Source organism: Psychrobacter sp. BF1, assembly GCF_019279065.1.
Lineage (GTDB): Bacteria > Pseudomonadota > Gammaproteobacteria > Pseudomonadales > Moraxellaceae > Psychrobacter > Psychrobacter urativorans.
In genome coordinates, this window is sequence record NZ_JAGYWV010000008.1 from 106,353 (window position 1) to 132,851 (window position 26,499).

Genomic DNA, 26,499 nt, shown 5'->3' on the forward strand with positions numbered 1-26,499 from the left:
GGTTGATTATCCTGTGCTTTATTGTAGTTGACTGGCTTATAATCTAGGGTTTTGAGTTCTATAAAAACTTATATTGATATCAATTTATAGCAAAAAACTATGCCCAGGCTACTGATTTTGAGCCTGTATTTGCTGGCACTATAGCAGTTTTGTGGTAAATTCTCTAGCATCAACACTATCGATCTATAGCCTTATCATCCTATCTTTTATAGTTTACTCTTGCTCAAAACTTTGACATAAAAAAATGATAAAGCAGTTATTAAGCTGCCTTATCATCCATTTATTTAATGCTAACGCAGTAGTGAGTGAGTTATAGCACTGAAGCAGCTTATACTTATATAGCTATTAGCAACTCACTATAACCACCCCGTACTAGGCATTTTTTTTCTCTTCCATCGTACGCAGATCTTTATGCAAAATTTTACCAACGTTTGATTTAGGCAGCTCATCGATAAATTCAACATAACGAGGACGCTTATAGCCAGTTAAATGCTCTTTAGCATAATCGAGGACTTGCTCCTCAGTTAAGCTGGCGTCTTTACGCACCACAAAAATCTTCGGTATCTCGCCACTCTTCTCATCGGGAACGCCGATAACGCCACACTCTATGATCTGAGGATGACCCGCCATCACTTCTTCGACTTCATTCGGATAGACGTTAAAACCTGATACTAAGATCATATTCTTTTTACGATCGACAATAGTCACATAGCCATCATCAGCCATAATGCCGATATCACCTGTTAAGAAGAATCCATCGTCAGTCATAGATTCACGAGTCGCCTCTTCACGCTGCCAATAGCCTTTCATCACTTGTGGACCGCGAACCCCTATTTCGCCGCGCTCGCCTAACTCTACTTCATTACCAGCATCATCTATGATAGCGATATCAGTTGAGGGCATAGGTAAGCCTATAGTACCGCTAAAGCTTACACTAGTAATAGGGTTGGCGGTCGCTACTGGTGAGGTTTCAGAGAGACCATAACCTTGTAGGATAATATTGCCAGTGATTTGACGCCATTTCTCTGCCGTATCACTGACTACCGCCATACCACCGCCCATAGAGACCACTAGCTTACTGTGATCCATACTTTTGAACTCTTCATTATTAGCTAAAGCATTGAATAGAGTATTGACTGCTGGGAAGAACGAGGGTGGATTGGCTTTGTAGGCTTTTATCAAACTATCAAGATCGCGTGGATTAGGCACTAGTAGACCAGCACAACCGCGATAAATACCAAACATACCGCAGACAGTGAAGGAGAAGATGTGATAAAGCGGCAAAGCGGTCAGGATAACAGGCTGCTCACCTCTTTTATCGAACTCGTCAAAAGCGGTGCCTAAAAAAGTATTACTTTGTACTAAGTTAGCCACTAGATTCTTATGGGTCAGCATAGCCCCTTTGGCCACACCAGTAGTACCACCGGTATATTGTAGTACCGCAATGTCTGCCAGACTGATATCGGTTGGACGCTTGTATTTACTGGCAGAAGATTTTTTTAGCATCGCTTTAAAGCTGACACTGTTAGCAATATTGTATTCTGGGACCATTTTTTTGACATGACGAACGACAGCATTGACCATAAAGCCTTTAAGCGTACCCATCATGTCGCCCATACCAGTAATGACCACATGCTCGACTACTTTGCGACCTATATCTTGATAAGTTTTAGCGAAGTTTTCTACCATGATCAATGCTTTGGCATTGGAGTCTGTTAGTTGATGCTCAAGCTCTTTAGTAGTATACAAAGGGTTGACATTCACTAAGGTCAGGCCTGCACGTAATACACCGATGACCGCAACTGGAAGTTGCAAAACATTAGGCATCATTACGGCTACTTTATCGCCTTTGACTAACCCTAGAGACTGCAAATAAACGGCTACTTGTTTGCTGCGTTCATCCACTTCTTTAAAGGTAATGGATGCACCCATACATATAAAGGCGGTTTTATTACCATATTTGGCAAAGCTATTCTCAAAAATATCAATCAGCGAGGTATTATCGGCTGGCATTACGATATCATAAGTGAGCCCAAGATCTTCATACGTTTTGAGCCAAACTTTTTTATTATGACGGGTTGGATTGCTTGGCATTTGATTGTCCATAATCTGGTTTCTCCTAATGGTAATATGCTAAATAGCCCTTTATTCTTTAACATACACACTTTGCACAGACTACTCAATACAAAAGATTGCTACTTCAGTCCTTAAAGACACTTGACCTTCAATATCATTGGTTAGATCAGTATATTGTTATAAAGCCCTCACCTTATTGACTAAGCTCGTCTGCCCAAGTAAGGGGGCATTTGTTAATAGCCTTAAGCACTTTTAACAATCAATAGCCCCAACTTATAAGCAACTAGGTATAAGTTGGAGCATATTTTTATGGTTAGCTTGTCTTTAATTATGGTTCTTAAGAGCGTCGGCCAGTTCATTTAAGCTAACAAAATTACGCCGTATACCGTCTGTATCACTGCTCGGCTGGCTAGTGATGCTTTTACTAGCCAACTTACCGCTATCCCTAAAGCTCCACTCGTTGATATAATCGCTTTGAGCTAAGCGCTGCGCGAATCCGGCGACTGCAATGGCAAATTGGGTATCGATATTAGCATTACTCAAGTCACGATTATTATTGATAATAGCTTGGCTAATGAGTTTAGAGCTGCCCCCTTCAGGAGACTTGTAACGTATTTTTAGCAAGCCCAGCTCATTGGCTTTTTGCGTAGTAGCTACTGTTTTATCCCGTTTATCACTGGCATAGCGACGCTCACTATAGAGACCAACTTGGCCGGTCGGCGTGACTTCAAATAGAGCAACCACTGCTTTACCCGCGCCTAACTCGCCAGCATCAACTTTATCATTATTAAAATCTTGCTCGTTAAGCACTCGGTTTTCGTAGCCGATTAAGCGCCACTCACTAACCACAGCCGGATTGAACTCAAGCTGAATCTTCACATCTTTGGCTACGGTATTGAAAGTCGCTCCTAGCTCATCAGTAAAGACCTTTTTAGCTTCTGTCAGACTATCAATATAGCTATAGTTGCCATTACCATTATTGGCCATCTGCTCCATCATATAATCATTCAAATTACCGCGACCAAACCCTAAAGTTGATAAAGAAATGCCACGATCACGATTGGCTTTAACTAAATCTAGCATTTCATTGACGTCACTAATGCCAACATTAAAATCACCGTCAGTGAGCATGACAATACGATTAATACCCTTTTTTTGCATCGCTTGTTCAGCTTGGTTATAAGCGAGCATAAGGGCGTCTTCACCATTAGTCGAGCCTGCTGCCGTCAAGCTATCGATAGCCGCTATTATTTTTGATTTTTTATCACCACTAGTGGCAGGTAAGGCGACGCTAGTACTACCAGAATAAGTGACAATGCTAACGCTGTCTTGCGCCCGTAACTGCTGAGTTAGCAGTTTAAGAGAGGCTTGTGCTAGCGGCAGCTTATCGTTGGAGGACATAGAGCCAGAGACATCAACTAAAAACACTAAATTCGCTGGCGGCAAGTTAGTATTACTGGCCGTTGCCAAGCTAGTATCGACCGCTTTGATAGCGACTTTGACAATCTTATTACCTTGATCGGCTCTATCCCACGGCGAATCAACCACTTCGGTGGCTACCAAAAAGGGTGCTGCTCCTAAACGCTTACCATCAGCGAATTGGTAATTGAAATAGTTGATCAGCTCCTCAGCACGTACGGCGTCAACTGGCGGCAGCCGACCTTCATTAAGATAGCGGCGCACGTTAGCATAGCTGCCAGTATCAGTATCTATAGATAAAGTAGCTACCGCCATCTCACTAGTCTTATGTACTAAATTAGGTTTTATATCCTGATAATTATCGCCTGACTGAGACTCTGCTACTATAAAGGGCGATGGTCGGACTATCTTGCTCTGTGGCACAGCACGGATAAGCATACTAGGGTTAGCCGCGTAATCAGCGCTAGCCATTTGTTGCGGTGCTGCTGTTGCTGAGACCACTACAACTGGCGCTGGAGCAACAGCTTGAGTATTAGTGGTACTAGCACTTGTACTAGCAATGGTACTGACACTTTCGGCGCTAGATTGAACCATCTGTTGCGTGCTACAGGCGCTCAGTCCTAAGCCAGCTAGTGTCGTTAACACTAACGCTTTGCGAGTCATAATAGTTATACGAGTATGAGCTAACTGAATTGATGACATGAGTGGCGTCCTGTTTAGTGAGGAGATAGTTATCATTGCTCTAAAGTCATAGCTCTAAAGTCATTGGGGACTACTAAGTACTGCTTCAGCGATAATGCCTTTGCAGCCCCAGTTACTAGCTGCTAATCAACTAAGTAAATAATAAAAAACCATTAAAATCACTATACTAATCTTAGAGGATAAAAGCTATAAACAAAATCAGCATTGGCACGTCATGACCTGTCGTTTATTGTCATAGATGGCTTTTTAATTGCGGCAATATCCTTTACGATAGCGCTAGCTTATTTTATTTTTGGCCTAGATGCTGAACGCACTATGCTAATTAGGCCAAGCGCCTTTGAATGCAGGATATTTATATTTATTCTACTTATAATAATAAATACTTATCTAGTTAACAGTAGACCCTTTATACGTAGCACCCTATTTGCAGCAAATTTTTGATCACTATAAAAGCGAAATTTATTCTATGTCTGATATTATCGATAACGATACTGCCCTTCTAGCGGACGATGCGCTAGACACGCGCTCAGTAGCCGAGTTTACTGAGCAAGCCTATCTCAACTATGCCATGTACGTCATCATGGATCGCGCACTGCCCAATATTGCTGATGGTCTAAAACCTGTCCAGCGCCGCATCATCTATGCCATGAGCGAGCTAGGTCTTAAGTCTACAGCTAAACCCAAAAAGTCGGCACGTACTGTCGGTGATGTGCTGGGTAAATATCATCCGCACGGCGATAGTGCTTGTTACGAAGCTATGGTACTCATGGCGCAGCCGTTTAGTTATCGCTATCCGCTGATTACGGGTCAAGGGAATTGGGGTAGTCCTGATGATCCTAAATCCTTTGCTGCTATGCGCTACACTGAAGCTAAAATGTCGGCTTATGCCAATACTTTACTGGCAGAATTAGGGCAAGGAACCGTTGATTGGCAAGATAACTTCGATGGCACCATGCAAGAGCCAACCACTTTGCCTGCACGTTTGCCAAATATTTTATTAAATGGCACGACAGGTATCGCCGTTGGTATGGCCACCGATATTCCGCCGCATAATCTTAATGAAGTAGTCCGTGCGGCTATCCGTCTGCTCAAAAACCCTGAGCTATCGGTTAAGCAGCTCACCCAATCAATACCAGCCCCAGACTTACCTACTAGTGCCGAAATCATCACTAGCAAAAAAGATCTGCAAGCGCTGTATGAGACTGGACGTGGCAGTTATAAGATGCGCGCCACTTACCATATCGATGATAAGGAAAAGAACCTCGTCATCATCGATGCGCTACCTTATCAAGTCTCGGGTAATAAGATCCAAGAGCAAATCGCTAAACTGATGACCGATAAAAAACTGCCTTGGGTAGTCGATATTCATGATGAATCTGATCACGAAAACCCTTGTCGTATCGTCTTGGAGCTACGTTCTACCCGCGTCGATGTGCAACGAGTAATGAGTCATCTGTTTGCCACTACTGAGCTGGAGAGTAACTACCGGGTCAACATGAATATGATTGGCTTAAATGGTAAGCCACAAGTCAAAAACTTGAAAGATATCCTAGAAGAATGGCTAGTCTGTCGGCGCTCAGTGGTCGTACGCCGCTTGCAGTACCGCCTCGATAAGATCGATAAGCGTCTGCACATTTTAGCCGGCTTACTGATTGCTTATCTTAATATCGATGAAGTGATTCGCATCATTCGTGAAGAGGAAGATCCAAAGCTGGCGCTGATGCAAGGCTATGATCTGAGTGAGATTCAGGCCAATGCCATCTTAGATATTCGTCTGCGTCAATTAGCAAAACTAGAAGAATTCGAGCTTAGACGTGAGCAGGATGAGCTAGTCGCAGAACGGGCCATTATTCAAGAGTATTTAGATAATCCTGAAAGCCTAACTGGCTTGATTATTGATGAACTCACTGAAGATATGAAAGCTCATGGCGATAATCGCATGTCACCACTAGCAGAGCGTGAAGAGGCACAAGCGCTAAAAGAGTCTGATCTAGTACCGAGCGAGCCAATCACTGCTGTGCTATCAAAAGCTGGTTGGATACGTGCTGCCAAAGGTCATGATGTTGACGCTACCACTATGAGCTATCGCTCTGGAGATGGTTACCAAGCTTATGTGCGTGGCAAGTCTAATGAGAAGATCTATGTCCTTGATAGTACCGGACGTAGCTATAGTATTGACGCCCATAATTTAGCCTCCGCGCGTGGTCAAGGCGATCCATTGACTAGTGTGCTGAAGCCACCCGCTGGCGCACACTTTGAGCAGCTATTAACTGGCAATAATGAGCAGCGTATTATCCTTGCCAGCTCGCAAGGCTACGGCTTCATCAATACCATTGGCAATCTTGATAGCAATCAAAAAGCCGGTAAAAACATCATCACTCTAGCGGCTGATAGTCGCCTATTACCAGTCGCTCGTATTGACGCCAATTACAATGTTAGTACTGATGCTAATAGCGGCGATGATGGTTCTATAGAAGCTACACCTGATCATATCGCTGTGGTGACTAACGCTGGCTATTTATTGATCTTTGCTTTGGATGATTTGCCGGAACAGGCTCGTGGTAAAGGCAACAAGATGATTACTCTAAAAACGGGTGAAGAAGTGCTAGCTATCACTCCGTTAAGCAAGCAAGACAGCTTAGTTATCACTGCTGGCAAACGTCATGTGACCTTGAAACCAATGGACTTAGCGAATTACACAGGGACTCGGGGTAATCGTGGTGGTCAGCTACCAAGAGGCTTTCAAAATGTGACGAGTGTTGAGGTAGGGTGATTTCGTATTTTTTGCGTTTAAAATGCTAACCTACGATGGCTCAACTGTACTCCATTCATTTGATATAAACATAAAAGAGAACATTATGAATAAAGCAAAGGATGAACTTAAAAAGCAATTTTGGAATCAGTTTATTCAAGCCAGAATCTCAGGTTATGATAATATCTATGCAAATAATAGTACAACTAGTAAGAAGGGTATAGTAAAGCAAACTGAGTTCAATGGCGTCAGCGTGTATGTGAACTTAAATCAAACTAGTGTAAATGTTACTCTGGTTATTTACTCAAGTCCTGAAGTTCCTAGAAAATCTAAGCTTTCAAAAGATGAAAGAAATGCTATTGGTTTAGAGCAAAATATTAGAATTTTCGAATACTTAAAGCAAAATTCAAACGAGATTCAAAAACACTTCTCTGAGAAGATGTACTGGAAGGAGTCACCCTATATAAGAAAAGTTGCCGTCATCAGTAATGATAGTTGGCAGTATGAGAAGCAAAGTGAATGGATTGATATTAATGCTTACCTCATCAAAAATAGTTACTTGTTAAAAGAGTCAGTTGAAAAAGTTCTGTTAAACTATAACAAGTAATTATTTTAACTATCGAGATATAATTAGCGTAGGCTGGGCTTTTAGCCCAGCAAAACTATGCCAAAAAACTGAACCCAAATCCCTAAAATCAATCATAATCTAAATCAAACCCATCAATACCTGCCCCACCCCAATCAGAAGAATAAAACCCCTCATCTACACATTTTTCAAAAGTCGAATACGGCCAATCAATAGGACGCTCCACATAACCATGTTTGACTGCATTGTAATGAATATAATCCATATGGCGTTGGTAATCTAACTCATCCCTGATTCTATGTTCCCAAAATCGCCTTTGCCAAATACCGCGTTCACGCTTTTTAATTCTAGACTGGTTAATCGTCTCATCATCTGACTTGGCTATCTGACGAGAAAAATGAGTTTTTAAACTTGAAATAATGACAGCATAATTATCGCTTTCTTCTGCTAAAGTAATCAGTATATGAATATGATCAGGCAGTAATATTAGCGCATGAAGTTGAAAATTATGATTTTGTTTGGTTATTCGATAGGCTTGTCGAAATTGATTAGCATGAGTGGTAAGAAGCTGGCTTTTTCGATCTAATAAATTCATGGTGAAAAAATAAGTGCCACCTTTACAGTTGTTTCTAAGGTAGTTTCGCATATTTTTTACCTTTATTTTGTCTGCCTAGATAGAATGCTGGGCTAAAAGCCCAGCCTACGGCCTAGCTTGTATTTAATTATAGCGTGAGAAAATCCGTTACAGAATAACCGCTTACAAATGGTTAAGGCCACTTCTATACTCACTGGTAATCACAGTGCTAAAATAATCCTTGCCTTAAGCAAGGCTGCTTTAATACAAAAGGACACTCATGCCCACCTCAAACAAAACCAAAAGCTTAGAAAACATCAACCCCGTCTCTATCCCCACGCCAAAAATGATATTTTTTGATATTGACGATACCTTAAGCCGTGGTGGCCAGTTACCAAGAGGCTTTTAGAATGTGACTAGTGTTGAGGTTGGATGATTGGGAGTTATTTAAATGGACTTAAATTCTGCGCTTAGCGTTACTCAGATAGCGTTCCTCGACGAACTAGTAGAGCTTATGATTGAACACTGGAGAATCGATGAACAAGAATATGGTTTTTACAGCTATTATATCGAGGAGTGGCAAAAACAGGGTTACTACCATGACGCTATGCTTTATTTTTGGTATTACGAACCAATAGAAGGTTTAAACTCTAAACAAGTTGATAACTTCAACGGTTTTATAAAGGTTGTCAATGGCTTAGGGTTTACATTCCCATCAACTGAACAAGCTCTAACTATTAGTACATTAAGATATATTGAACGTTTGAAAAGCTCTTGTAATGTTGAGGATAGAACAGAGGCCATATTAAATTTATGGCAAGCCATAGATGATGGAGATGCTATTAACATAGATAATTTTTATAAAAAATTTAACTTAATGAGAGCTGAGCATCAAATTATACAAGACGGCAAGTGGTACAAGTTTGATAAAGTGGGATTTGAAAACTCTTATCAAGATATTCTAAATAGAAGTGATTTGTGGGAAGCACAATATCCAGAAGGTAAATTGGGAATATATGAGCAATTGATCTACGATGGTGAAAGTGTGGAAAATCAGGCAGATAGTATTTCATACCAGTATAAAGAAATTATATCAGGAGCTTCAGAATTCGATGAACCAGAAATAGAGTGTAAAAATTCTATACGTTCTAACGTATTAGATATCATACATCGGATAAAGCGTTTTTTGCAAAAATGACTGTTACTAACATAACAGCCGTAGGCTAGACTTTGAAGCAATAGATATGATTTTGGGAAATATAAAAAATGAAGCTAAGCGATAGCTTTAGCGGCGCACTAAGAACTTTCGTTTATTTCATGTCCAGTGGCTCTCAGAATACACTAGAAGGTATCGATTATTTAGATTTGTACGGAAGTGATCCGAGTGCCATAGAACAAGTCTTTGCAATCTATGTCAATGTGTTGGAATTAGATAAGAAAGGTAACGTTTTAAACGCTAAGTATGCAGAAAAACGTGCAACTGATTATTTGAGAGCATACTGTGATCCTAACTTCAGCGCTGATCCGCCTTACGAAGATTGGGAAACAGCGTTATATTCACCTCCACCTCTTAACGACCAAATTTAAAGTAGCTAGCATAGGCCAGGTTTTTAACCTAGCAAACGATATAACAAGAAACCTTAATAATATTAGAAAAAGGACTTCCATGCCCACCTCAAACAAAACCAAAAGCTTAGAAAACATCAATCCCGTCTCTATCCCTGTTCCAAAAATGATATTTTTTGATATTGACGATACCTTAAGCCGCAATGGTGAGATTGCCCCGCATAATAAAGCCACCCTTGAAGCACTGGCCAAATCAGACTTAGATATCAAACTGGTTATTTCAACGGGACGCTCAAAGCCGATATTACCGCTAGATATCCAAGCGCTGCTTGCAGACAATGTCTTAGATGCCATCATCTGCATGAATGGGCAATACAGCTTTAACAACCAGCAGGTGATTAGCGATTACCCGCTAACTCTTAGTCAAGCGACTACCATTGCAGGACTGTGTGTTGATAGTGCGTTGATCTACAAGTTTGATTCTGCAACCCACATTGCCTGGTCAGATTCGCACGACTGGCAAAATAGATATCACGATAAAATTAAAGACGTAAGCCTAATTGATCCTGAGTATTGTAAGGCAAACACTGTCTATCAGTGCTCGGTATTCTTTGATGATCAAAACCAGAAGATGCAGGACGTTAATTTTGCTAAGCACAACCTAAAGCTGGTACATTGGCATGACGCTATTGGTGACATCTTGCCCGTAGATGCCTCAAAAGCGCGTGGTATTTTAGATGTATGCGCTCACTTTGGTATTGATGCCGCTGACTGTATGGCGTTTGGCGATGGACTCAATGATTTGGAAATGTTCGATTTAGTCGGCTTTGCGGTAGCGATGGGTGATGCCAAAGACGAGCTGAAGGAGCGTGCCAACCTCATTACTGGCACCATTGAAGAGCAAGGCATTCAAGGGGTATTGAATCCTATTATGCAAAATTATGCTTGATCAGTTTAGGCTGACCTTTTGGTGCAGTAAATTACATAAATATGAGCCTGATAATCAAGATAGCGAGCAAAGCCAGCTTATTACCTGCTATGTTGCAATGTATGCTTGCTGGCTCAACCGCATTACAGGATAAGCGCTAGGTAGGCATAATAGGCAAGCATTACTTTATAGCTATTTATTTAATGGTCTAGGCTGATTATAGTAACATTTGAATAAATAGAAAATAATAGGATCACCATGTTTATTAAAGACAAAGTTGCCCAAGAGAGTATGAGTAATAATATCCCTACGCCTAAGATCATATTTTTCGATATTGATGATACTCTGAGCCGTAACGGAATTATTGCCGAGCAAAATAAAGCCACGCTAGAACAACTTGCCAGCAGTGACATCAAGCTTATTATCTCCACAGGACGCTCTAAAGCAATATTACCCTCTGATATCTTAGCGCTACTCGATGCCAATGTATTGGACGCTATTATCTGTATGAATGGTCAATATAGCTTTAATAAGGATGGCATTATCAGCCATTACCCTTTATCAGAGGCGCAAACTAATAAGATTGTGAACTTATGCCACAAAGGCGATCTTATTCATAAGTTTGACTCAGCCACTCATATCGCTTGGTCAAAAGAGAACGAGCGTTTGCGTGAATACAATGCCATAACGCCAAACTCTATTCTTGATCCTAATTATTACAAGTCAAATACCGTCTATCAGTGCTCAGTATTCTTCAATAATCAACAAGATAAAATGCAAGAGGTTGACTTTGCTGAGGATGAATTGAAGCTGGTACATTGGCACACAGTAGGTGCTGACATCTTGCCAGTAGACGCCTCAAAAGCACGCGGTATTTTAGATGTTTGCCGACATTATAATATTGACGCGCAGGATTGTATGGCGTTTGGTGATGGCATGAACGATTTAGAAATGTTTGATTTAGTCGGCTTTGCGGTGGCAATGGGTGATGCTAAGCCTGAGCTAAAAGAGCGTGCCGATTTAGTCACAGGCACTATTGAAGAGTATGGCATACAAGCGATACTTGATAAGTTTTGTATACAACAAAAGGCGTAAAGGATTGAGTAGAGTGGGTGCTAAGCCACATAAACAAAAACAATTTTATAAAAATTTCTTATGATAAGTTTCACTAGCGAAGCACTACTTTACTCCAGCGCCATAAAGGGTTTTTGCGTGAGGGACGAGCGCCGAGGCGAACCCTTAAAGTAACATTGCCCATGACCCGCATATTTCTATCGGTTAAAGAACGCAATGCTGAGGCCATGCTGTTAAATCTTTGTTTTTTTTTGGCTAAACTTAGACTCAATCAACCTCGCCCCATGACCAATCCATAAACCCAACTGCCTAGCTTATAAAGCCCCATAGTTATTACTATAAATAGCACAGCAGCTAGCGAATAAGCCAACCACGTTGGCATGTTGGTCAGCCAAGCCATAGTAAAAGCCACCCCAAGATAAGTTTCTAATGGCCAGCCTAACAGCGGCGTATCCATACCGGTATTAAAAAAAGCCATAATGGCACATAGCCCTATCACCGCGCTGACTACTCCAGCGATTTTGCGATTCCTCATTGCATCTCTCTTATTTGTACCTTAAAACTTATTATTGACAATTTATCAAAGCCTATCAAGGCGTATCAAGGCATTGTCAAACCGCCATCAACAGCAATAGACTGACCAGTAATAGCTGCACTCAAATCAGACGCCATTAGTAGTACTGAATTGGCAAAGTCTGCCACGGAAGTAGCTTGACGCAAGGGCGTAGTCGTCGCGATATAATCAAACACCTCTTCGGTAGTTAATTTGCTAGCATCAGTCGTTTTTAGCAACCCGCCTGCCAGCAGATTAACGCGAATACCATATTGCCCAAGCTCAGCCGCTAAGTTACGAGTGAGCCCAATCAAGGCCGATTTGGCAGTAGTATAGTCATAGTAAGTCACTACTGGGTTATACACTAAATTGGTAGAGATATTGATAATCTTGCCCATCTGTTGAGTTTTCATCTGGGGCAATACCGCTTGCACTGTATTGACAGCGCCTTTGACAATACCATCGATCTGCTGCGAAAAATGCGCCCATTGTACGGTTTCGATGCTAGTATAATCAGCACTTGGATTGAACTGGTAGCTTGGCAAAGCGTTATTAACTAATACGTCAATGCGTCCAAAGCGTTCGATAACTTGCGCTGCCATAGCCTGCATTTGTGCTAAATCTGTCACATCTCCTTGGTAAGCAAAAGCCTGTGCACCTGCCTGTTCAATCTCTGCTACGACTTGGTCAGCAGCCTGTTTGCTCTTAAGGTAATTAACGCAAACGCTTGCGCCTGCTGCGGCCATTTGCTGAGCGATTTGCGCGCCGAGTCCACGGCTTGCGCCCGTAACAATGACTACTTTATCGCTTAGCAAAGCTGGTATAACGGTCTGATTGTTAATCATAGTTGATTATCCTATGGGGTTTTATTATTATCAATTCAGTAGCGACTACCTACCGATTAAGTAAGGCTTGTTGAATAATAGACCACAGCAGTGTCTAGTTGTGAAGGGTCAACAGCGCCTAATAAACACTAAAAACGCTGGCTTTTATAACTCAGTTTAACTAGAGCAAAAAAAGCCTATCATAGCATGGTTGCTTACTGGCAGTGGCCCAGTCAACCCTTGACTACTAGTTAGCCTTTGGTTAAAACCTCACAGATTCAAAGCGTTGCCCTTTAAATTATGCCATGTTATAACCATAACAGTAACATTGTAGCTATTAGCGGCTCTTAAAAGCCTAGTTAGCCTACTGCTACTTACTTGTTAAACCTCTATTTTTATTGATTTGTCTGACTTTAGGAGAGTTAATTTGACCCAGTCATCATCCCACCTATCTATGCGCACCGCCACTCTTACTAGCCTATTACCCAAAGCATTATTATGTGCAGCTATGGGACTAGCTGTTGCTAGCTGTAGCAACTCTGATAAGGCACCAGCCGAAGGTGCAGCTGCTGCTAGTAAGGTAACCCTTAATCTATATAACTGGTCGGAGTATATGCCACAAGAGATTCTTGATGGCTTTGAAAAAGAGACTGGTATCAACGTCAATTACACCACATTTGACTCTAATGAGGCAATGTACGCTAAGCTCAAGCTCCTTGATGATTCAAGCCAATACGACCTTGCTATCCCCTCAACTTATTATGTCGAAAAAATGGCCAAAGAAGGCTTATTACAAGAGCTTGATAAGTCGAAACTAAGTAACTTTAAGAACTTAGACACCTCATTTACTAATACCAAAGTTGATCCTGAAAATAAGTACTCGATTCCCTATATGTGGGGCAGTACTGGCATAGCTATCAATGGTGATAAGTTCGACCCTGCGACTGTCAATAGCTGGAATGATCTATGGCGCCCTGAGTACAAAAATCAGGTGATGCTGATGAACGATATGCGTGAAGTATTTGGCATGGCGCTATTGACCTTGGGCTATTCTGGTAATAGTAGCAGCCCTGATGAGATTAAAGCCGCTTACAACAAGCTCATTACTTTGATGCCTAACGTTAAGACCTTTAACTCAGATGCTACTCGTATCCCTTATATCGAAGGCGAGACCAATATCGGTATGACCTGGAATGGCGAAGCGGTAATGGCTAATAATGAAGGCTTAACCAGCTTAGTCTATAAATACCCTAGCGAAGGGGCAATATTGTGGATGGATAATTTTGTCATTCCAAAGAATGCTAAAAACGTCGATGCAGCACACAAATTTATCAATTATTTATTACAGCCTGAAAATGCCAAAATAGTCAGTGAAGAGATAGGCTATGCTTCACCAAACTTAGCCGCACGTGAGCTGATGGCAGATGAAGTGCGTAACAATAAAACAATCTATCCCAGTAAAGAAACTTTAGCGAAAGCTGAGTTCCAAGAAGATGTCGGTGATGAAGCCCTGCAAATTTATCAGCAGTATTGGGATAAACTAAAAACTGGTCGTTAATAGCATCACTACCATTAGTTAAATAATGGCGCAGATAAATCCGTGCCCTAGTTAATCAATGAGTGAGTTAGCTATAGCTCAAATAACTGCCTTAAAAAATAAAAAACGCTACCTTTGAAAGGTTAGCGTTTTTTTATGCTTAACTATTTGTAAATACTGGGCGCTTAGCAGCGTTCGTATCTTTATAAATGCAAATCAGCTTCACTGCCCTTCTTTTTAATTCGTCGTTGTTCACGGCGTTGATATCGAACCCCAGAGCCTGCGAACCAGCGTGACTTAGTGGATTGTAGTAGATCGCTAAGCTCTTGTAGTTGTGATTGTAAGGTTTGAATCAACCAAAAGTAACCTTGCCATTCAAAGCTCAAATGCTGCACGCTTGGATATTGCGATACCTTAATACGAGTAATAGGACGAAACACCTCATTATTAGGACTGCGCAACACTGCTGCTATATGACGCATCGCTTGGGTCAGCTCACGCTGATAGTGCAACAATAAGATATGATTATCCTCGTCAATCTCGATGTGAGCTAATCGTGGTGCAGCGCTCAACAGTAGATCAATAGTGCCTATCATATTGCGATGACTACGCTGGATGGTTTCTATCGCTTCTTTATCTACCCCTGTTTCGCTAGCAGTGGCGGCAATATGTGGCCGCATTGCTAACAGTCGCTTATTGATCTGCTGTAGGGCTTTGATTAAAGCTTTATTAACCGGTATATCTGGTAGAGCGTTTTGTGCAGCATAACGGGTAGCTGTTACCTCTAGCGATTTTGAGTGCTGTAAAGGCTCGTGAGTCAGCACTTCAGGATTGATATGGCTACCTACGCTAGCGTAAAGATTACTACAGTCATCAAGATTACTAGCCAGCAAGAACCGATACATCAAAGTGGACTTTAGCGGTAATATCAAAGTCGCACCTACGGCTATAATGGCACCGAATAGAATATTCAGGGCTCGATACAGACCATCCTGACCGATATTACTTTGATCGGGATTTGAGATAATCATCAACATAGTAATGCCAGTCAATAGACCAATATAGCCAAGTTGCCTGACTGACATATAGCCAATAATGCTACTGATAATCCCAATCAGTAGATAATAAGCCCAGAGCCAAATGCCAATATCTTTACTTAACCACAAAAACCCTAACCCAACTATCACTCCTAATAAAGTGCCTAATATGCGCTCTTTAGCCTTAGTATAAATCGCGCCTTGATACTGTAACAAACCCAATATCACAAATACGGTAATAGTCGTCCATTCGCCATGGGGGAAATGACTGATCCTATTCAGTCCTAAAGCAATAACTACTGCAACGCCTAAACGTACCGCATGCAAAACATCGGCGTGCTGGTAACGCGAATAAGGTTCAATAATTGGCTCAGTAATCCATTGCCAAATCGCTAATTTCACGCAAAGGCACTCTTATATAAAAAGAAATATAAAATACTCGATAAGCATCAAGGATAAATCGTTAGTGATACGTCGTTAGTAATGCATCATTAGTAATAACTACTAAGGATAAAATATAACATATTTACCAAAAAATAACGCCTTCTACCTATTAATATATAATGCAGCTATTAATAGGTAGAAGGCGTCATAAACTAAGGCTAGCCACAGCTTATCAAACCATGGCTGATGCCTCGTATTACTTTATAGAACTATACGGCTAAGAAGTCCAAAATACCTTCAGCAGCTTCGCGGCCTTCCCAAATAGCGGTTACTACTAAGTCAGAACCACGAACCATATCACCGCCAGCAAATATCTTAGGGTTATTGGTTTGGAACTTAAAGGTTTGCTTTTCAAGCGCTAGTACCCGCCCTGAGCTATCCATCTCAACTTGTTGACTGCCAAACCAATCGGCAGGGCTAGGACGGAAGCCAAAGGCCATAATTACCGCATCACAAGCAATGATCTCTTCTGAATTAGCAATGGGCTCAGGACGTTGGCGACCACGGTTGTCTGGAGCTCCTAACTGGGTTGTGATGACCTTGACCGCATTTACTTTGCCATTGAGACCGATGATCTCGGTAGGTTGGCGATTGAATAAGAACTCTACCCCTTCCTCACGAGCATTGACTACTTCACGGCGCGAACCTGGCATGTTTTCTTCATCACGGCGATAAGCACAGACGACCTTTTCAGCACCTTGACGGATACTAGTACGGTTACAATCCATTGCGGTATCACCGCCACCTAACACGACTACTTTTTTACCTTTTAGATCGATGTAGTCTTCTGAACTCTTTTCCCAGTCATTGCAACGATTGACGTTAGCAATCAAGAAATCAAGCGCATCGTGCACCCCATCGAGCTCTTCACCAGCGAAACCACCGCGCATATAAGTATAAGTACCCATACCCATAAATACAGCGTCATAGTCATTCATTAGCTCATCAATACTAATGTCAGTACCGATTTCAGTCTCAAGACGGAACTCAATGCCCATACCTTCAAAGATAACTCGGCGATTGCGCATGACGTCTTTTTCCATCTTGAACTCTGGAATACCAAAAGTCAAAAGACCACCAATCTCAGGGCGCTTGTCAAACACTACCGGAGTCACCCCGTTTCTGACTAAGATATCAGCACAGCCAAGACCAGCGGGGCCTGCACCAATAATAGCGACTTTTTTGTCTGTCCAAACCACTTCTGACATATCTGGACGCCAGCCCAGTGCAAAGGCCGTATCGTTGATGTACTTCTCAACATTACCGATAGTCACTGCGCCAAAGCCATCATTAAGGGTGCAAGCCCCTTCACAAAGCCGATCTTGTGGACAAACTCGTCCGCAGACTTCAGGTAAAGTATTAGTGCGATGACAGAGTTCGGCAGCCTGAAAAATCTGTCCTTCAGTAGCCATTTTTAGCCAATTAGGAATATAGTTATGTACGGGACATTTCCATTCGCAATACGGATTACCACACTCTAGGCAACGATGTGATTGCTGAGCTACTGCCTCACTTTCAAATGGGGTGTAAATCTCTACAAACTCAGTAGCACGAGTGACGATGTCTTTTTTGAGCGGCTCTAACCGTGGTACATCTAAAAACTGATAACTGTTCTCTAAACGTTTTGCCATAATATTATCTCTTCTATAATAGGCTTTTCTAGAGTGGGAAGTGGTGAGTCTCTAGCAACGTAGGGACTGTTGACCGATACGCTGCTAGATGGCAAATAACACCACTGACCTGCTGGAAAAATTTAACTATTGAGGGTTAATGACTCAATACTGTATTTACCTAAAAACTTATGTAAAATCTTACCTTAACTGGTTAACTGACCCTATTATTGTGGATCAGCCATGGTAGTTTTAAGTACGCTTACTAAGCTGGCAGCCTTAGGCTTAACCAAGTAGAACTTACGCACATAATGCTCAAAGTCAGCCAATATAGTCTGTCCCCATGCACTGTTGGTCTTGCTAACGTGGTTCTCGATTACTTGTTGCAGATAAATACGATGCTCTTCAGTCTGCTCACTAGAGATACGATTTAGATCGATCAGCTCGTGGTTACAGCGATCAAAGAAGTCGCCTTCCATATCGAGGACATAAGCAAAACCACCCGTCATACCTGCACCAAAATTAAGGCCAGTAGGTCCAAGAACGGTGACAATACCGCCAGTCATATATTCGCAGCAATGATCCCCAGTGCCTTCGATGACTACTTGAGCACCGGAGTTACGTACCGCAAAGCGCTCGCCTGCCGTACCCGCAGCGTATAGCTTGCCACCAGTCGCACCATAGAGACAAGTATTGCCTATGATCGCTGTGTCATGAGCAACAAAACTAGAGTCTTTGGGCGGATAAATGACAATCTCACCACCTGCCATACCTTTGCCAACATAATCGTTAGCATCGCCTTCAAGCTCAATGTTTAATCCACCAGCGTTCCAGACTCCTAAGCTTTGTCCAGCCGTACCTGTTAGATGCAGATTGATAGGCATATCACTCATGCCTAGATTGCCCCATAATTGAGCAATCTCACCAGAGATACGAGCGCCAATCGAGCGGTCACAGTTGCCAACAGAATAGCTATAGTCACCGCCTAATCCTTTACGGATATTTAGTAGCATATCACTGATCATTTGCTCAGCGAGTAGACCTTTATCAAAGGGCGCATTACGCTCTACTTGGCAAGTTTGTGGCTTGCCTGCACTAGCAGGATGGCTGAACAATAAAGGCGTTAAATCAAGATGACGCTGTTTATTAGTATTGCCTTCTAATATCTCCAGTAAGTCAGTACGGCCGACTAACTCTTCCATACTAGGCACACCTAAGGCGGCTAGCCATTCGCGAGTTTCAGTAGCGACAAACTTGAAGAAGTTAATCAACATTTCAGCTTCGCCGATATAATGCTGATCACGTAGCTCAGCTTTTTGAGTGGCTACCCCAGTCGGACAATTATTCAGATGGCAGATACGCAAGTACTTGCAACCAACTGCAATCATAGGCGTCGTGCCAAAACCGAAGCTCTCTGCCCCTAAAATAGCGGCTTTTACCACATCGAGACCTGTTTTGAGGCCACCATCAGTTTGGATGCGTACTTTGTCACGCAGACCGTTAACTCTTAGGGATTGATGAGTCTCAGCTAAACCCAGCTCCCAAGGTGAACCAGCATGATGGATAGAGGACAAGGGTGAGGCCGCCGTACCGCCATCATAACCTGAGATAGTAATCAGATCGGCATAAGCCTTAGCTACTCCAGTAGCAATAGTACCGACGCCTGGGCGTGACACTAGTTTTACTGATACTAACGCGTCTGGATTGACTTGCTTAAGATCAAAGATAAGCTGGGCTAAATCTTCGATCGAGTAAATATCATGATGCGGTGGTGGCGAAATTAAGGTCACCCCTGGCACTGAATAACGTAAGCGTGCAATCAAGGCATTGACCTTACCACCTGGTAGCTGACCACCCTCACCTGGTTTCGCCCCTTGAGCGACTTTTATCTGCATCACTTCTGCTGAGCGCAGGTAAGCAGGAGTCACCCCAAAGCGCCCTGAGGCTACTTGCTTAATCTTGGAGTTACGCAAAGTACCGTAACGTACTGGATCTTCCCCGCCCTCACCAGAGTTTGAGCGCCCACCAATAGTATTCATCGCCATAGCGATAGACTCATGGGCTTCAGGAGATAAAGCACCTAATGACATACCCGCTGAATCGAAACGCTTCAAAATCTTAGTGATGTCCTCAACATCATCGACAGCGATAGGATTATCAGTTTTAAGCTGTAGTAAATCGCGTAGGGTTGCCACTGGACGGCTATTAACTAAATCAGCATAGTTACGATAGTTCTCATAATCCCCAGTGCGTACCGCTGTGTGCAAGCTGTTAATCACATCAGGGTTAAAGGCATGGTATTCTTTATTGAAAACAAACTTGAGTAGACCGCCTTGATCGAGAGGCATACGACGCTTAAAAGCATTAGCAGCTAGCTGCGCTTGATCGGCCGCTAAATCCTCAAAAGTTGCCCCTTTAATCCGGCTTTGTACCCCTTTAAAGCACATAGCGACTACTGGCTCAGAGAGACCAACCGCTTCAAACAGTTGCGCACCTCGATAAGAAACAATAGTAGAGATGCCCATCTTCGATAAAATCTTTAGTAGCCCTTTATCTAAACCTTTACGGAAATTGACACGCGCTTGAATCGGATCACCCAGAAGCTCGCCAGTCGCTACCAAATCATCAATGACGTCATAAGCCAAATAAGGATAAACACAAGTCGCCCCAAAGCCGATCAATACTGCTACTTGATGCGAATCCCGTGCCAGTCCAGTCTCAATGATCAAATTGGCATCAGTACGAATACCTTGCGCAATTAAGTAGTGATGAACCGCACCAGTGACCATAATGGCATTGGCTGGCACTTTGTCAGCGCTAATATCTTTATCAGACAATACGATGAGGGTCTGACCCGCTCTAATGGCAGCAGCTACTTGCTCACAAATAGTAGTAATAGCCGTAGCTAAATCTAGATTCAAATCATAATTTAAATTAATACGTGCGATTTGAAAGGCCGTATCATTAAGGTTCTCAATCTGCTGCATTTTGCTCGCAGATAACACAGGCGACGAAAGAATAATGCGATGAGCGTCTTTAGCAGAAGGCGCAAACACATTAGTCTGCGCACCAAGGCAAGTTTGTAATGACATTACAATCGATTCGCGTAAAGGATCAATCGGTGGATTGGTCACTTGTGCAAACTGCTGCCGAAAAAAATCACCAACGTGACGGATTTGCTGTGATAGTACCGCCATTGGTGTATCGTCACCCATAGAGCCTACTGGCTCTTGACCATTCTCAGCGTTGGGGCGAATAATTTCGGTACGCTCTTCATTAGTTACGTGATACATTTTTTGCAAAGTCTTGAGTGCCACACCACGACAAGATTTTGCCGCTAGCGCTTCTTCGATACGCTCATCATCACGAATACGTGTCGCTTGTTCACGTAACCATTTGCGATAAGGATGGGCTTTTTTTAATAACGTGGCGATGGTCTTGTTATCCATAATCTGACCCGTCAAGGTATCGATAACCAACATCTGACCAGGGCCAACTCGACCTTTGGCAAGCACATCCTTAGGGGCATAGTCCCAAACGCCAATCTCCGATGCTACGGTGATATAGCCGTTCTTAGTAGTGACCCAACGTGACGGGCGCAGGCCATTACGATCGAGCATACACACCGCATAACGACCATCTTGAATCACTAATCCTGCTGGCCCATCCCATGCTTCCATATGCTGCGAATAAAATTCATAGAAGGCGCGTAAGTCCATATCCATACTATCGACATTTTGCCAAGCTGGTGGCACTAGAATCGACATTGAATGAAATAAACTCATACCACCTGACATCAGTACCTCAAGCATATTGTCTAAGCTTGAAGAATCTGAGCCACTACTATTCACTAGCGGTGTTAGCTCACTCAAATTTGGTAATTTAGCTGATTTTAATTTTGGCGTACGAGCCTCAGACCAATTACGATTACCAGTGATAGTATTCAATTCGCCATTATGGGCCAAATAACGAAATGGCTGTGCTAAAGGCCAGCGTGGTAAAGTGTTAGTCGAGAAGCGTTGATGAAACACTACAATATGTGAGGCCAAGCGCTCATCTTTTAGATCCGTAAAGAACGCTGGCAAATCTGACGGCATTACCAAGCCTTTATAGATAATAGTTTGGCAGTTTAGCGAGCAGACATAAAACAGCTCATCTTCGGTTAGACGTTGCTCTGCTTTTTTGCGTGCTACAAATAACTTACGATTGAAGTCTTCACTGCTTAAGTTAGCAGGATCATTAACGAATATCTGTTTAAATGCGGGTAGAGTCTCACGACCAATCTCCCCAACGATAGTTAAATCAACTGGTACTTCTCGCCAGCCAGCTACTTCTAAGTCTTGCGCAGCGATCTCTTCTGCTAGTACTTGTTCGCTATACTTAGCTTTGGTCTCGTCCAAATTGACAAATACCATCCCTACTGCAAAGTTATCAGTAACGGTTAACTGCTGTTCAGCAGCAATAGCTTGAAAAAATGCTTTAGGAGTGGCTAGTAGCAAACCGCAGCCATCCCCCGTTTTGCCATCGGCAGCAACACCGCCGCGGTGAGTCATACAGCTGAGACTATGAATGGCAGTCTTAACTAAATCGTGACTGGCTTGTCCCTCAATGTGAGCGATTAAGCCAAAACCACAGTTATCAGAAAAGTCATCTGGAGTGGCCAGATGTGTGTGTGATGAAATCATTGACATGGCTAGTCCTTTTAAGTGAGCGAGCAGTTCATGGCTACAATGCGTAACATGTACTGAATGACGCAGTTAGAACGGGCTAAATTATTCTAGTATCCGGATCAAAAACTGAATTCGTACACTGCATAATATTGTTGATACGAGTCGTTAGTAATTATCCGTTTGGTTTGCAGCAGAACGGTTAGCTACTTGGCAAAATAGCTCAAGCGCTAATAGTTGATTGATGGTGTATGTGGGTGAATGACACCGTAAATACGATAGGAGCGATGATAGAGTGATGGCTATTGAACCGATAATAATCTACTTATCAACGCTCGGACATTAAACGCTCTAAGTTCAATCACTTCTTTAACCCAAATAAGGACTATAAATAAACAGAAGAGAATTAGCGATTACTTGACCTTTGTGATCAACAGCAATTAATAACGCTTAGAATAGTGAGAGACGAAAAATTTACCCAAATAGGCAGTATTTCCAACAATTTACCATAACTATACAGAATAAGTCCCTTAATCATATTAGTTAATGATAGCGGAAAAATCTAGTCTTTTTTACAAATCATTGGATAGTTATAGTTAATTACTGGCGTAAAATCAGATAATAACGTCAGTGGCTAACTACTAAAAATGAAGACTAAATCACTGTGCTACTTCTATAAGTAACTAGGCGATACCAGTGACTGACCGACATTATTCTGCAAGTATTATGAATGATTCTACCTTTAATATCCGTGCTTGTACTAGCAAAAACCTCACCAGTCACTTATTGCTTTTAAAGCGTATTGTCAAAAAAAAAGCAAAAAAATTTGCTAATAAAAGTTAACCACAGCAATCTCGACTCTAGCGGCTATTTAGAAAAAACCGCTAGATCGAAAACTGCTAGCTAAAAGCTACTTACTCTTCTCTTCTATTAGTTGCTTAATAGGATCACTATTGCCTTTGTTAGTAGTGCTCTTATCAGCGCCACTATTATTCTTTTTATTATTGCCTTCAGTAGCTTTATCAGGATTGCTCGCCGAACTTGGTTGTTTAGGTGTGGCTACTACCGGTGGCTTTTTGACTTGTGGCTCAGCCTTAGTAGCTTTATCCTCCTTTTTAGCATCATCAGAATTTTCAGATGATAAGGTGCGCTCTTCATTGACTGATAAGGTATCTGAAGTGTCGGCGGACTGACTAATACTGCCAGTGCTATTAGTATTAGACTGATTACTAGACGGCTTAGAAGCGGCCTCTTGATTATCATTACTAACTTTAGGAACTACTGGCGCTTTTTGACGCACAGGTACTTCACGCTTGGTAGGATTCAGTTTTACTGAGCGTGAGCGTCTAGTACTTAGATCTTTTATGGGTTGCGAACGCTCATAATTGTCGATAATACTAGTGTAGCGATTAATCTCTTCTGATAGCACACTTACGTCAGCAGGTAAGCCAAAATCTACCAATTTTGCCGCCCCTACTGCTTCTTGTGAGCTATTTAATAGACCATAAGTAAGCATATAACGCAGCTGTTTGTTCTCATCGCGATAGCGGAAATAGGCAAATTTATCTCTATCTTTTCGACCTTCTAGATAGCTGACTATCACCTCATTCTCGGCGACATTCATCACTTGTACAGTCCATTTGCCTTTATTGGCAAGCAAGTATCGCTTATCTTTGAACTCGTCTGGATAATTGCGTAAATCTCGAATAGTATCTTCAAAATCAATAGGCTGAATGTCATTATCCAGCTCATGCAAAGACTCAATAGATAGAGGTTGTTCAAGCTCACTAGCTAATGCTTCAGGTGCAGCAATAGGAGCATTCTCAATTTTGGCTCCAATTGCAGGGGTTTGGCTGACCATCCAAAGCAGCGCAGTGGCCACTCCGAGCAGCAAAGTCATCATTAACCAAATTAGTGCTTGGCGACGATTTGACTTACTGCTAGAGCTAGTCGTAGAGCTCGGTGCTGCCATGGGAGTTTCCTTGGAAAAGTAATTAATTAACGCTTATCAACAGCCAATAGCTTATCAACAGCTATTAGCTTATAAACAATTAGTATGCCGCTTAGGATGACAGCACTTCAGTAAGCAACTGCGCATCGAATTCGTCTGTCAATACAGCTTCACCTAATGATTTTAACAAAATCAGCCGGATTTGTCCTTGTTTGACTTTTTTATCGTGGCCCATTAGTTTTAACGCTGTGTCTACATCGATCGCTGGTGGCGTAATTGGCAGTTTCGCTAAGCTCAATACCCGTTTTACTCGAGCCACGTCGCTATCGCTGAGCCAGCCAAGCTTTTGTGATAATTCAGCCGCTTGTACCATACCTGCCGCAACTGCCTCACCATGCAACCAATTACCGTAACCTTGATGTGTCTCAATCACATGACCAAAGGTATGACCAAAATTCAATATCGCTCGTATACCTGCTTCACGCTCATCTTGCGCCACAATATCAGCTTTATACTGGCAGCAGCGTTTTACTGCTATCGCTAGAACCTCTAGATCCAAAGCCATCATGGCTGGTAGATGCTCTTCAAGCCAGTCCAAAAACTCAATATCCATAATCAGGGCGTATTTGATGACTTCCGCTAATCCAGCGGATAGCTCACGCTCAGGCAGCGTTTGCAAAGTATTCATATCCGCTAGTACCATCTGCGGCTGCCAAAAAGCGCCAATCATGTTCTTACCTTGTGGATGATTGATACCAGTCTTACCACCAACGCTGGAGTCCACTTGCGACAATAGAGTAGTAGGTATTTGGATAAAATCAACCCCACGCATAAAGCTAGCCGCTGCAAAGCCTGTCATATCACCGATAACACCACCACCAAGCGCAATTAAAGTAACATCACGGTTGAAGTGCTGCGCCATTAGCGCATCATATATTTTATCGATACTAGCCTGATTTTTGTACTGTTCTCCATCAGCTAGGATGCAGACCGCCACCTTAAAGTGCAATTCTAGTTGCGCTTGTAATGCCGCTAAGTATAAAGGCGCAACCGTTTCATTAGTCACAATTAATAGCTGCTTACCCCGTATATAGGAAGTAATTTGCTCCGCCATATTACTGGTCTTATTGCCGCTTTGTGCCGTAATAACTATTGGATAATCGTGACTTTGAGTATGTACAATTAAGCCATCTTCCACTAATGCGGTAGTCATCTCATACTTCCTAATGGTTAGGTTTGAAAGTGGTTAGCTTCAAAAATTATTATGCTGTAAACATTATTAGCTATAAAAAATACTATAGTTAAAGTTCATTACGGTCAGCAACAGAGGCTGATGGTACTAAACAATCATTATCAGTGGACAGCTCTAAGCCAGTATCAGTATCAGTATCAACAGTGCTACTTTTAATACTATTAGGGACATCAATACCGTCATCTACAGTAGCTGCACTATTTAATTCACTATCTGGTTTTATGAGCTCAGGAATACTATAACTGTCAGTATCTTGCTCTAACTCAGTATCCATATCAGTATCCAGAGCTTGTTCTATCTTGACTACTGAAAAACGCTGCAGCTGTTGCAGCAACTGATTGACCATATTCCGTGGATAAGTGTGGCCCGTAGGCATGATAATGTGCGCTACTTGTCGATATAATGGATCACGTTTTTTATATAATTCTTGTAGTATTTTTCTGGGATTAGGCTGTTGTAATAGAGGACGTGACTTGTCCTTCGCTGTACGTACCATCTGTACATCGACTGGTGCATTTAGGTAAACCACAATGCCACGCTGATGCAAGAACGCTCTATTTTCAGCAGACATGACTGCACCACCACCAGTGGCAAGGATAATTTGCTTATATTGAGTTAGCTCATCAATGGCTCGAGTTTCGCGCGCCCGAAAGCCTGCCTCGCCTTCTTTCGCGAATATCCAAGCAATATCAGCGCCCGTTTGCGACTCAACATACCAGTCACTGTCCACAAACTCGCGGCCCAGCTGCTTAGCAAGCAAACGGCCAATGGTGGTCTTGCCAGCTCCCATCGGCCCGACTATAAATACCGACGGTAATTCCTCCAACATAACACTCACTCAGATAAATTAACTATCATACAACGTCATTAATATTCTAGCTAGTAATGAGCGTTGATTATTGTTGATAAAATAATGCTGCCCAAAGCATAACCCTTAGCAATAACCT

General features: G+C 42.3%; 19 protein-coding genes and 1 pseudogene. 8 read left to right on the forward strand and 12 right to left on the reverse strand.

The genetic code is table 11. The features are described 5' to 3' along the window. Positions 1-372 precede the first annotated feature (372 nt). Both KZA12_RS10395 and KZA12_RS10400 read right to left on the reverse strand, forming a co-directional pair. Positions 373-2,106 (reverse strand): AMP-binding protein, encoded by a 1,734-nt coding sequence (locus KZA12_RS10395; RefSeq protein WP_201623296.1) that lies wholly within the window; start codon positions 2,104-2,106, stop codon positions 373-375. 294 nt (positions 2,107-2,400) lie between these two features. Continuing rightward, a complete protein-coding gene (locus KZA12_RS10400; protein ID WP_256932931.1) occupies positions 2,401-4,197 on the reverse strand; it encodes a von Willebrand factor type A domain-containing protein in 1,797 nt (598 codons plus the stop codon). Positions 4,198-4,663: 466 nt separating this feature from the next. On the opposite strand from KZA12_RS10400, the gene parC reads away from it, so the two are divergent. Both parC and KZA12_RS10410 read left to right on the forward strand, forming a co-directional pair. Then, complete coding sequence (parC, locus tag KZA12_RS10405; protein WP_218690183.1) at positions 4,664-6,970, forward strand: DNA topoisomerase IV subunit A; 2,307 nt, start codon at positions 4,664-4,666, stop codon at positions 6,968-6,970. Positions 6,971-7,055: 85 nt separating this feature from the next. After that, positions 7,056-7,556: a hypothetical protein gene (locus KZA12_RS10410; RefSeq protein WP_218690184.1), complete on the forward strand. Its 501-nt coding sequence runs from the start codon at positions 7,056-7,058 to the stop codon at positions 7,554-7,556. Between the two features lie 88 nt (positions 7,557-7,644). Here KZA12_RS10410 and KZA12_RS10415 read toward each other — a convergent pair whose 3' ends face one another. Continuing rightward, positions 7,645-8,181: a transposase gene (locus tag KZA12_RS10415; protein ID WP_218690185.1), complete on the reverse strand. Its 537-nt coding sequence runs from the start codon at positions 8,179-8,181 to the stop codon at positions 7,645-7,647. Between the two features lie 208 nt (positions 8,182-8,389). Here KZA12_RS10415 and KZA12_RS14915 point away from each other — a divergent pair, with 208 nt between their 5' ends. From KZA12_RS14915 to KZA12_RS10435, 5 genes are all read left to right on the forward strand, one after another. Further along, complete coding sequence (locus tag KZA12_RS14915) at positions 8,390-8,518, forward strand: hypothetical protein (protein WP_256932932.1); 129 nt, start codon at positions 8,390-8,392, stop codon at positions 8,516-8,518. Positions 8,519-8,560: 42 nt separating this feature from the next. Then, complete coding sequence (locus KZA12_RS10420; RefSeq protein ID WP_218690186.1) at positions 8,561-9,307, forward strand: hypothetical protein; 747 nt, start codon at positions 8,561-8,563, stop codon at positions 9,305-9,307. Positions 9,308-9,375: 68 nt separating this feature from the next. Beyond that, positions 9,376-9,696, forward strand: a complete 321-nt coding sequence (locus KZA12_RS10425) for a YbbR-like domain-containing protein (RefSeq protein WP_256932933.1) — start codon at positions 9,376-9,378, stop codon at positions 9,694-9,696. A 79-nt stretch (positions 9,697-9,775) separates the two neighbouring features. Then, the gene (locus tag KZA12_RS10430; protein WP_218690187.1) at positions 9,776-10,624 is read left to right on the forward strand and encodes a Cof-type HAD-IIB family hydrolase; all 849 of its coding nucleotides are present in this window, start codon (positions 9,776-9,778) and stop codon (positions 10,622-10,624) included. 237 nt (positions 10,625-10,861) lie between these two features. Then, complete coding sequence (locus KZA12_RS10435; RefSeq protein WP_256932934.1) at positions 10,862-11,698, forward strand: Cof-type HAD-IIB family hydrolase; 837 nt, start codon at positions 10,862-10,864, stop codon at positions 11,696-11,698. 73 nt (positions 11,699-11,771) lie between these two features. Here the strand turns inward: KZA12_RS10435 and KZA12_RS14920 are convergent, their stop codons facing one another. The 3 genes from KZA12_RS14920 to KZA12_RS10445 all read right to left on the reverse strand — a co-directional run bounded on the left by KZA12_RS14920 (position 11,772) and on the right by KZA12_RS10445 (position 13,075). Next, positions 11,772-11,906 (reverse strand): hypothetical protein, encoded by a 135-nt coding sequence (locus KZA12_RS14920; RefSeq protein ID WP_256932935.1) that lies wholly within the window; start codon positions 11,904-11,906, stop codon positions 11,772-11,774. A 42-nt stretch (positions 11,907-11,948) separates the two neighbouring features. Then, positions 11,949-12,212: a hypothetical protein gene (locus KZA12_RS10440; protein WP_201623290.1), complete on the reverse strand. Its 264-nt coding sequence runs from the start codon at positions 12,210-12,212 to the stop codon at positions 11,949-11,951. 65 nt (positions 12,213-12,277) lie between these two features. Then, positions 12,278-13,075, reverse strand: coding sequence for a 3-oxoacyl-ACP reductase (locus tag KZA12_RS10445; protein WP_218690188.1), 798 nt, complete (start codon positions 13,073-13,075; stop codon positions 12,278-12,280). Positions 13,076-13,481: 406 nt separating this feature from the next. On the opposite strand from KZA12_RS10445, the gene KZA12_RS10450 reads away from it, so the two are divergent. Next, positions 13,482-14,612 (forward strand): PotD/PotF family extracellular solute-binding protein, encoded by a 1,131-nt coding sequence (locus KZA12_RS10450; RefSeq protein ID WP_256932936.1) that lies wholly within the window; start codon positions 13,482-13,484, stop codon positions 14,610-14,612. A gap of 182 nt (positions 14,613-14,794) precedes the next feature. Here the strand turns inward: KZA12_RS10450 and KZA12_RS10455 are convergent, their stop codons facing one another. The 6 genes and pseudogenes from KZA12_RS10455 to aroK all read right to left on the reverse strand — a co-directional run. Further along, a complete protein-coding gene (locus tag KZA12_RS10455) occupies positions 14,795-16,030 on the reverse strand; it encodes an FUSC family protein (protein ID WP_218690189.1) in 1,236 nt (411 codons plus the stop codon). Between the two features lie 251 nt (positions 16,031-16,281). Next, positions 16,282-17,703, reverse strand: a complete 1,422-nt coding sequence (locus KZA12_RS10460; protein WP_201623287.1) for a glutamate synthase subunit beta — start codon at positions 17,701-17,703, stop codon at positions 16,282-16,284. Between the two features lie 206 nt (positions 17,704-17,909). Beyond that, the gene (gene gltB / locus KZA12_RS10465) at positions 17,910-22,373 is read right to left on the reverse strand and encodes a glutamate synthase large subunit (RefSeq protein WP_218690190.1); all 4,464 of its coding nucleotides are present in this window, start codon (positions 22,371-22,373) and stop codon (positions 17,910-17,912) included. 886 nt (positions 22,374-23,259) lie between these two features. Beyond that, complete coding sequence (locus tag KZA12_RS10470) at positions 23,260-24,321, reverse strand: hypothetical protein (RefSeq protein WP_218690191.1); 1,062 nt, start codon at positions 24,319-24,321, stop codon at positions 23,260-23,262. Positions 24,322-24,412: 91 nt separating this feature from the next. Continuing rightward, the gene (gene aroB / locus KZA12_RS10475) at positions 24,413-25,513 is read right to left on the reverse strand and encodes a 3-dehydroquinate synthase (RefSeq protein WP_201623284.1); all 1,101 of its coding nucleotides are present in this window, start codon (positions 25,511-25,513) and stop codon (positions 24,413-24,415) included. Positions 25,514-25,802: 289 nt separating this feature from the next. Beyond that, positions 25,803-26,381 (reverse strand): annotated as a pseudogene (gene aroK / locus KZA12_RS10480) (shikimate kinase AroK); the annotation flags it as partial. Positions 26,382-26,499 lie beyond the last annotated feature (118 nt).